This window comes from Cellulomonas taurus (genome assembly GCF_012931845.1).
Taxonomy (GTDB): Bacteria; Actinomycetota; Actinomycetes; order Actinomycetales; family Cellulomonadaceae; genus Cellulomonas; species Cellulomonas taurus.
On the sequence record NZ_CP051884.1, the window covers coordinates 2,751,851 to 2,765,200 of the forward strand.

16 protein-coding genes are annotated in these 13,350 nt (G+C 73.3%); 6 read left to right on the forward strand and 10 right to left on the reverse strand.

The window, feature by feature from the left end; translation table 11 throughout:
• Positions 1 to 38: 38 nt before the first annotated feature.
• Together HGK68_RS12715 and HGK68_RS12720 are read right to left on the reverse strand one after the other, a co-directional pair.
• Complete coding sequence (locus HGK68_RS12715) at positions 39 to 728, reverse strand: response regulator transcription factor (RefSeq protein ID WP_169166301.1); 690 nt, start codon at positions 726 to 728, stop codon at positions 39 to 41.
• Positions 729 to 821: 93 nt separating this feature from the next.
• Positions 822 to 1,805 (reverse strand): MerR family transcriptional regulator, encoded by a 984-nt coding sequence (locus HGK68_RS12720; protein ID WP_169166302.1) that lies wholly within the window; start codon positions 1,803 to 1,805, stop codon positions 822 to 824.
• A gap of 260 nt (positions 1,806 to 2,065) precedes the next feature.
• On the opposite strand from HGK68_RS12720, the gene HGK68_RS12725 reads away from it, so the two are divergent.
• Positions 2,066 to 2,362: a WhiB family transcriptional regulator gene (locus HGK68_RS12725; protein WP_169166303.1), complete on the forward strand. Its 297-nt coding sequence runs from the start codon at positions 2,066 to 2,068 to the stop codon at positions 2,360 to 2,362.
• 211 nt (positions 2,363 to 2,573) lie between these two features.
• Here the strand turns inward: HGK68_RS12725 and groES are convergent, their stop codons facing one another.
• Entirely contained in the window at positions 2,574 to 2,870 is a 297-nt protein-coding gene (gene groES / locus HGK68_RS12730; protein WP_169166304.1) for a co-chaperone GroES, read from the reverse strand.
• A gap of 187 nt (positions 2,871 to 3,057) precedes the next feature.
• Here groES and HGK68_RS12735 point away from each other — a divergent pair, with 187 nt between their 5' ends.
• From HGK68_RS12735 to HGK68_RS12750, 4 genes are all read left to right on the forward strand, one after another.
• Positions 3,058 to 4,242 (forward strand): class I SAM-dependent methyltransferase, encoded by a 1,185-nt coding sequence (locus HGK68_RS12735; protein WP_169166305.1) that lies wholly within the window; start codon positions 3,058 to 3,060, stop codon positions 4,240 to 4,242.
• Entirely contained in the window at positions 4,242 to 5,378 is a 1,137-nt protein-coding gene (locus HGK68_RS12740) for a glutamate--cysteine ligase (protein ID WP_169166306.1), read from the forward strand. The genes HGK68_RS12735 and HGK68_RS12740 overlap by 1 nt, the downstream gene beginning before the upstream one ends.
• Before the next feature lie 65 nt (positions 5,379 to 5,443).
• Positions 5,444 to 5,785, forward strand: a complete 342-nt coding sequence (locus HGK68_RS12745; protein WP_169166307.1) for a PadR family transcriptional regulator — start codon at positions 5,444 to 5,446, stop codon at positions 5,783 to 5,785.
• Complete coding sequence (locus HGK68_RS12750; RefSeq protein ID WP_169166308.1) at positions 5,782 to 6,300, forward strand: hypothetical protein; 519 nt, start codon at positions 5,782 to 5,784, stop codon at positions 6,298 to 6,300. Before HGK68_RS12745 ends, HGK68_RS12750 begins: the two co-directional genes overlap by 4 nt.
• 17 nt (positions 6,301 to 6,317) lie before the next feature.
• Here HGK68_RS12750 and tsaD read toward each other — a convergent pair whose 3' ends face one another.
• Positions 6,318 to 7,376 (reverse strand): tRNA (adenosine(37)-N6)-threonylcarbamoyltransferase complex transferase subunit TsaD, encoded by a 1,059-nt coding sequence (gene tsaD / locus HGK68_RS12755; RefSeq protein ID WP_169166309.1) that lies wholly within the window; start codon positions 7,374 to 7,376, stop codon positions 6,318 to 6,320.
• An 88-nt stretch (positions 7,377 to 7,464) separates the two neighbouring features.
• Here tsaD and HGK68_RS12760 point away from each other — a divergent pair, with 88 nt between their 5' ends.
• Positions 7,465 to 8,100 carry a malonic semialdehyde reductase gene (locus HGK68_RS12760; protein ID WP_169166310.1) on the forward strand — a complete coding sequence of 212 codons (636 nt, stop codon included), beginning with the start codon at positions 7,465 to 7,467 and terminating at the stop codon, positions 8,098 to 8,100.
• A gap of 64 nt (positions 8,101 to 8,164) precedes the next feature.
• On the opposite strand, the gene rimI is transcribed toward HGK68_RS12760, so the two are convergent.
• Genes rimI through HGK68_RS12790 form a run of 6 tightly spaced genes read right to left on the reverse strand, consistent with a single transcriptional unit; the run spans position 8,165 to position 13,305 of the window.
• Positions 8,165 to 8,611 carry a ribosomal protein S18-alanine N-acetyltransferase gene (gene rimI / locus HGK68_RS12765; protein ID WP_169166311.1) on the reverse strand — a complete coding sequence of 149 codons (447 nt, stop codon included), beginning with the start codon at positions 8,609 to 8,611 and terminating at the stop codon, positions 8,165 to 8,167.
• Positions 8,608 to 9,312: a tRNA (adenosine(37)-N6)-threonylcarbamoyltransferase complex dimerization subunit type 1 TsaB gene (tsaB, locus tag HGK68_RS12770; RefSeq protein WP_169166312.1), complete on the reverse strand. Its 705-nt coding sequence runs from the start codon at positions 9,310 to 9,312 to the stop codon at positions 8,608 to 8,610. The genes rimI and tsaB overlap by 4 nt, the downstream gene beginning before the upstream one ends.
• 21 nt (positions 9,313 to 9,333) lie before the next feature.
• Entirely contained in the window at positions 9,334 to 9,819 is a 486-nt protein-coding gene (gene tsaE / locus HGK68_RS12775) for a tRNA (adenosine(37)-N6)-threonylcarbamoyltransferase complex ATPase subunit type 1 TsaE (protein ID WP_169166313.1), read from the reverse strand.
• Entirely contained in the window at positions 9,816 to 11,006 is a 1,191-nt protein-coding gene (gene alr, locus HGK68_RS12780) for an alanine racemase (RefSeq protein ID WP_169166314.1), read from the reverse strand. Before alr ends, tsaE begins: the two co-directional genes overlap by 4 nt.
• 35 nt (positions 11,007 to 11,041) lie before the next feature.
• A complete protein-coding gene (locus HGK68_RS12785) occupies positions 11,042 to 11,671 on the reverse strand; it encodes a nucleoside/nucleotide kinase family protein (RefSeq protein WP_169166315.1) in 630 nt (209 codons plus the stop codon).
• A complete protein-coding gene (locus HGK68_RS12790) occupies positions 11,668 to 13,305 on the reverse strand; it encodes a bifunctional ADP-dependent NAD(P)H-hydrate dehydratase/NAD(P)H-hydrate epimerase (RefSeq protein ID WP_169166316.1) in 1,638 nt (545 codons plus the stop codon). The genes HGK68_RS12785 and HGK68_RS12790 overlap by 4 nt, the downstream gene beginning before the upstream one ends.
• Positions 13,306 to 13,350 lie beyond the last annotated feature (45 nt).

Consider the following 13,350-nt stretch of genomic DNA (forward strand, 5'->3'; position numbering starts at 1 on the left):
CCCCGATGATACGGCCCCGCGGAAGCCCCTCGGACGGCTCAGCGGATCAGGCCGCGCCGCAGTCCGATCGCCACCGCCTGGGCGCGGTCCGCGGCACCCAGCTTCCGGAACAGCCGGCGGGCGTGGGTCTTGATGGTGTCCTCGGACAGGTACAGCTCCTGGCCGATTTGGGCGTTCGAGCGACCGTTGCTCATCCCGACCAGCACCTCGATCTCGCGCTTGGTCAACTGCACCTCGCCCAGTCCGCCGCTGGCCTGCGCCGGGAGCTCCGGGGTGAGCACCGCGGTGGTCGCCGCCGTGGCGGCGGCCGCCAGACCGTCCTGACCCGGGACGCCGTCGGCGCCGCGACCCTCGTGACCACCCGGCCCGGCCAGGATGTGCGCGGCGACGGCGGCCAGCTCGGCGCGACCGACGTCCGGCGACAGGTAGCCCCGAGCACCGAGCGCGATGGCGCGGTCCAGGGCGATCTCGTCACCGGGCACCGCCAGCATCACGACGGTGGCCGGGGCAGGGATGGCGCGCAGGCGACGGATCGCCTCCACCGGACCCGGCGACGGCAGGTGCGCGTCCAGCAGCACGATGGTCGGCGGCATGCGCCGGGCCAGCGTGACCAGTTCGTCGACCGAACCTGCTGCTCGCACCGGTGCCAGGGCGGGTACGCCGAGCGCCGTGAGGACGATGCGCTCCCGCACCGTCGTGGATCCGTGGCACACCACGACGCCCGCCATCAACTTCCGCCTTCCGTCGACCGGACTATCCGGCCGATGGTGTCTGTATCGGCCAGATCTGACCGGACGTTAGTGGCCGGAGGTCCTGGACGCTCACCGAACCGAGCCGGGCGCCCCCTCCGCGACGGCGGCGACCTCGTGCAGCACCCCCGCGAACGAACGCACGCGCTGCACCCGGTGGTCCAGCGGTACCTGCGCCGCGGCGACGTCGGGCACCATCACGAACTGCATCAGATCGGGGTGCTGTGCGGACAGCGCGTCCACGATGTCCAGATCGGGATCGGTGCGCTCGGACATCAGCACCGCCGCCGACGGGCTGGTCATGGTGACGATCTCCCCCAGCCGGGTCTGACCGGCCGGACCCGCCACCACCCGGGCGTCCAGTCCCCGATCGGCCAGCGCGGCGGCGAGGACGTGCAGCTCCAACGGTCGCGGTTCGCCGGGCGGAGTGAACAGCAGCACCACCCGACGCCGGGACGGATGGCGCGGCACCTTGCTGAACCGGTCCCGCAGGGCGGCCAGGGCGGCGGCCACGATCACCTCGTCCGGCTCGTCCCCCGGACGCGCCAGCACGGTGCGGGCCGCGACCCCGGCGCGGGCGGGCACGATCAGGTCGGACCACCAGCGGGACAGATCGTCCCCGGGGGCGAGCAGCGCACGGGCCGCCACCGAGTCCCCGCGCAGCGCGGCGTCGATCACCGCCGTCGGACTGGGTGCCACCGCGGGCGCGGCGCTCGGCTCGTCGCCACGGCCGGATTCCACGTCCTGGGCCTCGCTCGACCGGGCGGGGGCGGGGACCACCGCCAGGTGTCGCCCGTTCGTCCCGTCCCGGGCCAGCCGGGCGGCCTCGGCCGGCGGCACCCCGTCCAGGGTGAGCGAACGCATCTGGGTCAATCGCGCCACATCCGCGGCGGTGTACCGGCGATGCGCCCCCGCCGTGTGCTCGGACGGGCCCAGCCCATACCTACGGTCCCAGGTACGCAGGGTCGCGGCTGCCACACCTAGTCGTCGGGCCACCGCCGCAGGTGTCAGGGTCGCGCCCTCGGGCAGGGCGTCCGGCTCGTCGCCGTTCTGCATGTACTCAGTCCTCGTTCGCGCCAGGGGTTGCGCTGATCGGTCCCCCGAGATTCTGCCGGGGGTCGGTCCCGGCCACCAACCGAGTCGCCCGAATCGCGCCACCGATCGGGTCACCTACCCGCGACCAAGGTCCCTGGGCATAGGTGGTTGAACAACTTTCGAATCGGTTGTACTGTTCCAACCAGCGCGAACCGGACGGGTCCTGAAACGGCGACGAACGGAACGTGAACCCCCTCGAACTTCACCGTCAGGAGTGTGCAATGGCTGAGATCTCTCGCCTTCCCGGACCCGTGATGGAGCTGTGGGAGTGGCAGTACCAGGGTGCTTGCCGCGACGCCGACGAGAACCTGTTCTTTCACCCGGAGGGCGAGCGCGGAGCCGCCCGTCGCCGCCGGGCCGAGGCCGCCAAGGCGATCTGCGCCACCTGCCCGGTGCTGAACGAGTGCCGCGAGCAGTCGCTGGCAGTGCGTGAGCCGTATGGCGTCTGGGGCGGCCTGAGCGAGGACGAGCGGACTGCGGTCCTGGCCGAGCGCGCGGGACGCAGCGCGGCGGTGTAACACCCCCGAGAACTCGATGGCGGCGGTCCGCGGTGCGATACCGCGACAGTCCGCCGTCGTCACCCGACGAGGGCCCTGACGGTGCGAGACCGTCCGGGCCCTCGTCGCATGTCCGGCCGCATCCCGGCCAGGCATGTTCCGGCACCGCGACGCCGCGGTCCGGACACGACGAAGGCCCCCACCGCGATGCGATGGGGGCCTTCTCAGCGGGTCACTTGGTGACGATCGCCAGGATGTCGCGGGCGGAGAGGATCAGGTACTCCTCGCCGTCGTACTTGACCTCGGTGCCGCCGTACTTGCTGTAGATGACCTTGTCACCCACGGCCACGTCCAGCGGGACACGGTTGCCGTTGTCGTCGATACGACCCGGACCGACCGACAGGACCTCGCCCTCCTGGGGCTTCTCCTTGGCACTGTCCGGGATGACCAGACCGGAGGCGGTGGTCTGCTCCGCCTCGAGCGTCTTGACGACGATCCGGTCCTCGAGCGGCTTGATGGAGACCGACACGGCGGACCTCCCCTTCTCGCTTGTGAGTTGCCTGTACAAGAAAACCGAACGACCGGCCGTCGTCGCGGGTGCCGGCAGTCGTACGGGCTGCGCACCCTCCCAGGGAGAGTGCCCACGGTCACTGTAGAAAGCGGTTAGCACTCGGTCAAGGCGAGTGCCAACGATCGTGGCGTGCGAGGATCGCCGGATGGACGCCGCCGGCCTCGCGAAACTGCTCAGCCCCGAGGGATGGGCGCTGCTCTCGGCACTGCCGCCCTACGACGCCGACGCGGCGATGGCGCTGTCCGAACGCCTGCGCCGGGACGGCTTCGACGCCGATCTGGTCGCCGCCGCGCTCACCCAGTCCCGGCTCCGGGCGAAGGCGCACGACAAACTCGGCGAGTTCGCCGACGGCATGCTGTTCACCCCGGCGGGTCTGGAGCAGGCGACCCGGCTGGTGGTCGCCGCCCGGCACGCCCGCCGCTACCGCGCCGCCGGGGTCACCCGGGTCGCGGACATCACCTGCGGCCTCGGCGCCGACGCGATCACGCTGGCCGGGGTCGGTCTCGCGGTCCTGGCGGTCGAGGCGGACGAGACCACCGCCGCCCTGGCCACGGTGAACCTGCGGCACTTCCCGGAGGCCACGGTCCGGCACGGTGACGGCCTGACGGTGGACTTCGCCGCCGAGGGCGTCGACGGGATCTACGCCGACCCCGCTCGGCGGACTGGTTCGGGCGCGCGCCGACACGACCCCGCCGCCTACACCCCGGCGCTGGACCAGGTGCTCGCGCTGCGGGAGCGGGTCCCGGCGCTGGGCATGAAGCTCGGGCCGGGGGTGCCGCACTCGGCGCTGCCGGAGGACGCCGAGGCGCAGTGGGTGTCGGTGGACGGCGATGTCGTCGAGCTGGGGCTGTGGTTCGGTCCGCTCGCCGCCGACGGGCCGGGGCGGTCGGCGTTGTTGCTGGACGCGGCGGGTCGATCGGCGCAGCTGCGCGACTCCGGCGCGGTGGCCGAGACCGGTGGGCTGGGCGGCTACCTCTACGAGCCGGACGGGGCGGTGATCCGGGCCGGTCTGGTGGCCGAGGTCGCCGCCGAGGTGCAGGGTCGTCTGGTGGACCCCACCATCGCCTACGTGACCTCCGATGTGCTGCATCCCACCGCCTTCGCGACCCCGTACCGGGTGCTCGACTCGATGCCCTTCGGGCTGAAGCGGTTGAAGGCGTACCTGCGGGAACGGAACGTGGGCATCGCGACGATCAAGAAGCGCGGCACGGCGGTGGTCCCCGAGCAGCTGCGCCGCCAGCTCGACCTGCGCGGCGACGCCGAGACCACCCTGGTGCTCACCCGGGTCGCCGGTCAGCAGCAGGTCCTGGTCGTGGAGCCGGTCGCCTGATGGCCACCCCGACGCGGTTGGACTTCGCCCGGTCGGAGCGCTCGACGGTCGGCATCGAGTGGGAGCTCGCCCTGGTCGACGCCGACTCCGGTGACCTGCGCCAGGTCGCCCGCACCGTGCTGGACGCGATCGGCGACGACGACCCGGCGATCAAGCAGGAGCTGCTGCTGAACACCGTCGAGGTGGTGTCGGGGGTCTGCCGCACCGTCGGTGAGGCCGGGGCGGACCTCTCGCACGCGATCGACCGGGTGCGCGAGCTGACCGATCCGCTGCGGGTGGAGCTGATGAGCGCCGGCACCCACCCGTTCGCGCGCTGGGCGCAGCAGAAGGTGACCGACAAGCAGCGCTACGCCACGCTGATCGACCGCACCCAGTGGTGGGGACGGCAGATGCTGATCTACGGGGTGCACGTCCACGTCGGCATCGAGGACCGGGACAAGGTGCTGCCGATCTCCCGCGCGCTGCTGACCACCTTCGCCCACCTGCAGTCGTTGTCGGCGTCCAGCCCGTTCTGGGGCGGCAAGGACACCGGCTACGCCTCGAACCGCGCCCTGATGTTTCAGCAGTTGCCCACCGCCGGACTGCCGTTCCAGTTCGAGCGCTGGGACCAGCTGGAGGCCTACGTCGGCGACATGCTGCACACTGGGGTGATCGACGCCTTCGACGAGGTGCGCTGGGATGTCCGCCCCTCGCCCCGGTTCGGCACCATCGAGGCCCGGATCTGCGACGGGGCACCCACCCTGCTGGAGGTCACCGCCCTGGCGGCCCTGACGCACTGCCTGGTCGAGCACTTCTCCACCCTGCTGGACCGGGGCGAGACGCTGCCGACCGTTCCGCCGTGGTTCGCCCAGGAGAACAAGTGGCGCTCGGCCCGCTACGGCATGGACGCGATCATCATCACCAACGCCGCCGGTGACGAGGAGCTGGTCACCGACGCGGTCTCCCGGCTGCTCACCGATCTGGCGCCGGTGGCGGAGCGACTGGGCTGCGCGCAGGAGCTGGACTCGGTGCGGGTGATCCTGCGCAAGGGGGCGTCGTACCAGCGGCAGCGGGCGGTGGCGCGGCGGCACGGTGGCGAGCTGGACGCGGTGGTGGCGTCGCTGGTCGCGGAGATGCGGGCAGGCCGCCCGCTCTGAGCCGGGCGGGCCCTACCAGGTCCAGCTAGTTGGCAATACCCACTAGCTGGCGTTACCGTGGTGCCATGTCCGACAGCCAACTCCTCAAGGGCGTGCTCCCGATGCTGGTCATCGCCGCGCTGACCGAGGCCGAGTCCTACGGCTACCAGCTCGTGGACCGGCTCCGGGCGGCCGGCCTGGCCGAGCTGACCACCGGCACCGTCTACCCGGTGCTGAACCGCCTGGAACGCGAGGGCCGGATCAGCTCCCGACTGGTGCCCTCGCCCAGCGGTCCCGCCCGCAAGTACTACCGCCCCACCGACGACGGAGCCGACGCCCTGCGCCAGGCCGCCGCCTCGTGGTCCGCCCTGGACCACACCGTGCGCGACCTGCTCGCAGCCGCCGACAGCCCGAAGGAGCCAGCATGACCACCCTGCGCGACCGCCTGCACCGCGACCTGGTGCTGACCCGTTTCTCCTGGGCGATCCAGGACCACCCGCACGCCCGCCGACTGACCCGCGAGCTGCGCCGGGAGATCGACGCCACCGCCGCCGAGGTCGGGATGCGCCAGACCCTGGCCGATCTCGGCAGCCCACGCGCACTCGCCGACGGCTACCTCGCCGAACACGACCGCCCGCTCCCCCGCTGGACCGCCGGCGCGGTGTGGGCCGGGATCGCCCTGGCCTTCGCGCTCTACACCGGGATGGCCTACGGCTTCGGCACCATGGACGCACTCGCCGACCTGGCCGGGGACGAGGCACTGTCGGTGCAGCGCGGCGTGCTGGGCGCGACCTTCGTCTACACCGGCGGACCGAGCGAACTGTCCATGGCAGCGTCCCTGAGCTGGGGCTGGTTCGGCCTGCACCTGCTGATCGCCCTGGTCCCGTTCGCCCTGGGTGCCCGGATCTGGCGACTGTGGGCACCCAAGAGCACGACGGCCTGAGCCGAGGTGCGACGGACTCAGACGGTGACGATCTCCAGCGGCATCGCCGAGTCCACCCCGATGTCCAAGGACGACGGGGCGATCCCCCGCCGCACGATCGCCGCACCGAGCGCCGCGATCATCGCGCCGTTGTCCGTGCAGTAGCGGATCGGCGGAATGCGCAGGTCGATCCCAGCCTCGGCACACCGCTCGGCGGCCATCTCCCGCAGCTGGGAGTTGGCGCTGAACCCGCCGCCGATCACCAGAGTGTCCACCCCGTGCGTCCGACAGGCGGCGATGGTCTTCGCGGTGAGCACGTCGGCGACCGCGGCGGCGAAGCTGGCCGAGACGTCGGCGAGCGGGATCTCCTCACCGGCATCCCGACGCGCCTCGACCCACCGGGCCACGGCGGTCTTGAGTCCGGAGAAGGAGAAGTCGTAGGCGTGCTTTTCCTGATCCTTGGCCGCCGTGAGCCCGCGGGGGAACCTGATCGCGGTCGGGTCGCCCTCGCGGGCCAGTCGGTCGATGTGCGGGCCGCCGGGGTACGGCAGTCCCAGCAGTCGACCCACCTTGTCGAAGGCCTCGCCGGCGGCGTCGTCCAGCGTGGAACCCAGCTCGTGCACCCCGGTCACCACGTCGTCGATCAACAGCAGCGACGAGTGCCCGCCGGAGACCACCAGCGCCATCACCCGATCCGGGAACAGCCCCTCGACCAGCTCGTCGACGGCGGCGTGCCCGATCACGTGGTTCACGCCGTACAGCGGCTTGCCGAGGCCGAAGGCCAGCGCCTTCGCGGCGGCCGCCCCGACGGTCAGCGAGCCGACCAGACCGGGGCCGGCGGTGACCGCCACCGCGTCCACATCGGCCAGCGTCACCCCGGCGGTGTCCAGCGAGCGCTGGATCGTCGGGAGCATCGCCTCCAGGTGGGCGCGGGAGGCGATCTCCGGGATGATCCCGCCGAACCGGGCGTGCTCGTCCATCGACGACGCGACGGTGTCGACCAACAGCTCGCTACGGTCGGGGTGGGCGCGGACCAGGGCCACGCCGGTCTCGTCGCAGGAGGTCTCGATCCCCAGGACCAGGGGTGCTTCGGGCATGGGGACAGGATAAGCCGCGAGGCCAGTGTGATGCTGCTCACGGCAATCATCTGGAATGCCGCACATTCCGCGGGGCGTTCACGTGCGCATGACCACTGACACCGCTGCCTCCTCCGCGCTCGTGCCGGACGAGGTCACCGATCTCCTGTTCCGCAACGCGCGGACCGTGAACACCTTCGCCGAGGGCGAGGTCACCGACGAGCAGATCCGTGCCGTCTGGGACGTGGTCCGCTGGGGACCCACCGCGATGAACTCGCTGCCGCTGCGCCTGCTGCTGGTGCGCACCCCGGCCGGTCGTGAGCGACTGGTGTCGCACATGGCGGACGGCAACAAGGTCAAGACCGAGCGTGCGCCGCTGTCGATCGTCGTGGCCGCGGACGTCGACTTCCACGAGAACATGCCCCGGCTCGCGCCGCACATCCCCGGCGTGCGGGACAACCTGCACGGGAACGAGGCGGGCCGCACCGCGATGGCCCGCGACAACTCCTTCCTGCAGCTCGGCTACTTCATCCTCGGGCTGCGCGCCGAGGGCCTGCAGGTCGGCCCGATGACCGGCTTCGACGCCGCCGGGGTGGACGCCGAGTTCTTCGCCGGGACCCCGTGGCGCGCCCTGGCCGTGCTGAACGTCGGCCACGCCCCGGCCGACATCGAGGACCTGGGCATCCCGGCCAGCTGGCCGCGCCAGACCCGGCTCGACTTCGAGGACGTCGCGCAGACGGTCTGAGCACTGCCGGACGGCCCAGGACGGCCCGGGCACCGCGTCACGACGACACGGTGGCCGGGCCGTCCTACGTCAGGTCCTTGCGCATGGTCCAGGCGTCGACGTTCTCCGGCTGGTAGTACCGCTTGCGCAGCCCGATCTGCTCGAAGCCCGCCCGGCGGTACAGCGCGAGCGCCGGGTCGTTGTCCACCCGGACCTCCAGGAACATCGCTCCGGCCCGCAGCTCCCGCGCCCGGTCGAGCAACGCGTCCAGCAGCAATCGGCCCACCCCGCGCCCCTGCGCCTCCGGCCGGGTACCGACCGTCATCACCTGCGCGTCATCGCCGTCGAACCACAGCCCGGCGTAGCCGATCAACGCACCCTCGGACTCGGCGCCGACGTACCAGCGCCCCGGTCCGACGATCTCCTCCGCCAACGACTGCCGGGACCACGCCCCGGGGCCGAACAGCTCCTGCTCCATCGCGACCAGGTCGTCCAGGTCGTCGTCGGTCAGCCCCCGGAGGGTGACGCTCACGCGGTGGCCCGCTTCGCCGCGGCGGAGGGCACCGCATCCGGGCGGCGCAGGTACAGCGGCTCGGTCGACAGCTGGACCGACGCCTCCGGCAGCGGCAGATCGGGGCTGGCGGCGATCCCCTCGGCCAGCCGCGCCTGGGCCACCCGGGCCAGGTCCGCGGGGTCCAGCGCGCCGACCTCGGCACCGGCCGGCAACAGCTCCGGGTACAAGGACGTTCCGGGCCCGACGACCACGACGCCGTCGATCCGCTCGGCCACCGCCTCCGGCGACTCGACCCCCGGGCCGTCCACCAGCTCCACCGAGCCGACCACCGCGCGGTACCGCGCCCAGTAGACCTCCTTGCGCCGCGCGTCCGAGACGACCAGCACCTCGTCCGTCTCCCCGCCACGCACCGCCGCCAGGGCCAACGCGTCCAGCGACGAGACCCCGTGCACCGGGATGCCCAGCGCCATGCCGAGGGTGCGCGCGGTGACCAGCCCGACCCGCAGGCCGGTGAACGGTGCCGGACCGGTCCCGGCGACGATGCCCGTCAGCTCGGAACGATCCACCCCCGCCTCGCCGAGCACCTGCTCGATCAGCGGGGTGAGCAGCTCCGCGTGCCGCCGGGGTTCACCGGAGGAACGGGTGGCCAGGGTGCGACCGTCGTCGGCCACCACGGCGGCGGAGGCGGCGGACGAGGTGTCCAGGGCGAGCAACGGCACGGCGGTTCTCCTCGGAACGGGTCAGACGGTGGGCAGCTGGACGTCGCGCCAGCGCTCGCCCACGGCGGTGATGGTCAACTGTCGGGTGCCGGCTGCGGCGTCCTCGGCGAGCGGGTCGCCGCCGTGCGGACGGCGCAGCGCGATCTCCAGGCGGTCCTGCGCCAACTGCTCGACCAGGCCCTCGCCCCACTCGACCACGGTGACCGACTCCTCCAGCGAGGTGTCCAGGTCCAGGGCGTCGACCTCGTCCAGCGAACCGAGCCGGTAGGCGTCCACGTGCACCAGCGCCGGACCGTCGGCCAGGGACGGGTGCACCCGGGCGATGATGAACGTCGGCGAGGCGACGGTGCCCCGCACGTGCAGCCCGGCCCCGATCCCCTGGGTCAGCGTCGTCTTGCCGGCACCGAGGTCACCGGTGAGCACCAGCAGGTCACCGGGCCGCAGCAGTCCGGCCAGCGCCTCGCCGTAGGCCCGGGTGCTGTCGGCGTCCGGCAGCTCGATGATCATCGGTCGCTCTCCTGTGTCGTCTCGTCGTCCACGTACACCCGAGGGACCCTGCCCCCGAGCCGAGTCACGATCTCATAGCTGATGGTGTCCGCCGCCCGCGCCCAGTCCTCGGCGGAGGGGCCGCCCCGGCCGAAGAGCACCACCCGGTCCCCGGCCACCTCGGTCGCCTCCGGGCCCAGGTCCACCATGAACTGGTCCATGCACACCCGCCCGGCGATCGATCGGCGGCGGCCCGAGATCCCGAGCGGCGCGCCCGGTGCCCCGTCCACCCCGGAGGCGTGGCGCGGGATCCCGTCGCCGTAGCCGAGCGGCACCACCCCGACCGTGGTCGCCGTCGGCGTCACGTACTGGTGTCCGTAGGACATCCCGTGACCGGCGGGCAGCCGCTTCACGGTCGCCAGCTCCGCCTCCAGGGTCATCGCCGGGATCAGACCGAAGTGCTCCGGGCCGCCGATCTGCGGCACCGGGCTCAGGCCGTAGAGCGCCAGCCCCGGTCGCACCAGGTCCAGATGCAGCTCCGGTGCCGTCAGGGTCGCCGCCGACGCCGCGATGTGCCGCAGCTCCGGGTCGATCCCCCGCGAGCGGGCCGCCGCCACCGCGGCGTGCAGCACCTCGAGCTGGTGGTCCAGAGTCGGGTGGCCCGGCGTGTCGGCGAAGGCCAGGTGACTGAACAGCCCCGAGACGGTCAGCACTCCCTCGTCCCGCAGCCGAGCGACCGCGTCGAGCACGGCGGGCAGATCGTCCGGGGTCAGCCCGTTGCGACCCAGTCCGGTGTCCACCTTGAGCTGCACCCGGGCGGTGCGACCGGTGGCCCGGGCCGCCGCGGCGATCTCCGCCACCGCCCACGGGGCCGACACCGCCAGGTCGACCTCCGCCTCCACCGCCAGGTGCAGCGGGGCGCCGGGGGCGTACAGCCAGGTGAGGATCCGAGCGTCGATCCCCGCCGCACGCAGCGCCAGCGCCTCGGTCAGCTGAGCCGCGCCGAGCCAGGTGACCCCGCCCTGCACCGCCGCACGGGCCACCGGGACCAGTCCGTGGCCGTAGGCATCCGCCTTGACCACGGCCATCACCGCGGGCGGGACGGCACCGGCGGTCTGCGCCGCCTCGGCGGTGATCCGGCGGAGGGTCCGGGCGTTGGCGCGGATCGCCCCCAGATCGACCACGGCACGTGCGGGGAACAAGCTCACCGGGACAGTTTCGCACCCTCGGCCGGTGGGCCGCCTCAGCCGACCCGCACCACCCGATCGGCCCGGGCCGCCGTGGCGGCGACCAGCTCCGCATTGGCCTGATCGGGTCCGCGGGTCCACTCCCGGGCAGCGGTCGGCGACTTCCCTGTGGCGACATGTCGCCGTTCCAGCCGGTCCAGCCGCAGGTCCTCGTCCACCTGGACGAACCAACACTCGTCCAGCAGCCCGCGCACCGGCCCAAAGCCGTGCTCGTCCAGCAGGAGATAGTTCCCCTCGGTGATGACCAGCGGTGCCTCCGGCGGCACCGGGATCGCCCCGGCCACCGCGTTGTGCAGATCCCGTCGGTACTCGGGTGCGTACACCGTCTCGGTCGCCGAGCGCAGCCGGCGCAGCAGGGCGACGTAGCCCGCCGCGTCGAAGGTGTCCGGCGCCCCCTTGCGGCCCGCCCGGCCGGTCCGGTCCAGCTCGGACTGGGCCAGGTGGAAGCCGTCCATCGGCACCACGACGCACCGGCCGGGGAAGGCCGCCAGCAGTGCCGCCGCGAGGGTCGACTTGCCCGCCCCCGGGGCACCCGCGATCCCGATCAGGTGGCGACCACCCGCCGCCAACAAGTCCGCCACCCGCGCGCGCAGCGCCTCCGGCAGCGCCGGGTCCGCACCGGTCATCGCTCGGCCGCCGCGAGCAGCTCCGCGACCGTCCCCGGCACCGCCTCGGCCACGTCCAGCGCCACGATCGGTCCGCCGGGATTCGCCCGGCGGGCCGCCCGCCCGTGCACCAGCGCCGCCACCGCCGCCAGGGTCGCGGTGACCGACGGGTCCTCGACCACCTCGGTCGCGCGGCCCGCCAGCAACGCACCGAGCACCCCCGACAGCACGTCACCGGCCCCGGCGGTCGCCAGCCACCCCGGTCCGTCGGCCTGGCTGAGGCACGCCCCCTGCGCGCCGACCACCACCGTCGTCGCCCCCTTGAGCAACACCGTCGCGCCGGTCAGCTCCTGCGCCCGGCGTGCCCAGCGCACCGGCTCACGCTCCACCGCCGCGCGGTCCACCTGCACGCCACGTCCGACCAGCAGCGTCGCCAGCTCCCCGGCGTGCGGGGTCAGGACACACGACGGCGCCAGCCGTTCCGGCAGCAGGCTCAGCGCACCGGCATCGGCCACCACCGGCTGCCCCGCCGCGAGCGCCGCCGCCAACGACTGCCGCACCCCATCCGCCTGCTCGCCGTCCTCCGGGTCCACTCCGGGTCCGACCAGCCACGCCTGCACCCGGCCGGTCCCGTGCACCACCTCCGGCCGAGCCGCCAGCACCGCATCCACCACCCGGTCCGGTCCCTGGAAGCGGATCATCCCGACCCCGGACCGGGCGGCGGCGGTCACCGCGAGCACCGCCGCCCCCGGGTACCGCGCGGTCCCGGCCACCACACCGAGCACACCGCGGGTGTACTTGTGGTCACCGGTGCCCGGCACCGGCCACAGCGCCGCCACATCCGTGGGGTCGAGGCGGATCACCGCCGCACGCTCCGGATCCAGCGGCAGACCCAGGTCGACCGGCCACACCGTGCCGGCCAGCGCGCTCGCCGGGGGAAGCAGCAGCCCCGCCTTCACCCCGCCGAAGGTCACCGTCAGGTCCGCGGGGAGGACGGTGCCGTCGGTGGGCAGCGCCCCATCGTCCACACCGATCCCGCTGGGCAGGTCCACCGCCACCACCAGCGGCCCCCCGGCCGCCGGATCATCCCGGTCGGTCAGCGTCTGCGCGAGCACCGCGGTCAGCACCCCGGCCACACCACGGGGCGCACCGGAACCGCCGATGCCGAGCAGCCCGTCCAACAGCACGTCGGCGGTGGCTGCCTCGGCGGCGGCGTCCCCGGCCCACAGGGTCGGCAGGGCGGCCCCGGCACGGGGACCGTCCGAGGCGCCCGATGCGTCGGTCTCCTGCGACCCCTCGTCCGGGCCCGCGTTCCCGCCCGCCTCGTCCAGCCCGTCCGTGACCAGCACCGCCCGCCCCCCGGCCCGGCGCAGTGCGGCCAGCCCCTCGGCATGCGGCGACCCGGTGCACAGCGCGAGGACCCGCACCCCACGCCGGGCCAGCAGAGCTCCGGCGTGCAGGGTGTCGCCGCCGTTGTTCCCGGCCCCGACCAGCAGCACCGCCGTCGACCCCACCACCCGGCCACGACGTGCTGCCAGCTCCCCCGCCACCGCGCCCGCCAGCGCGAAGGCAGCGTGCTGCATCAGCGGTCGCCCGGCGGTCAGCAAGGGTTCCTCGGCGGCCCGGATCTGTGCGGCGGTGTACCCGTGGATCATGGGCCCATCCTGTCCGAGCCGCCGGGACCGCGCGACGGGGTTAGG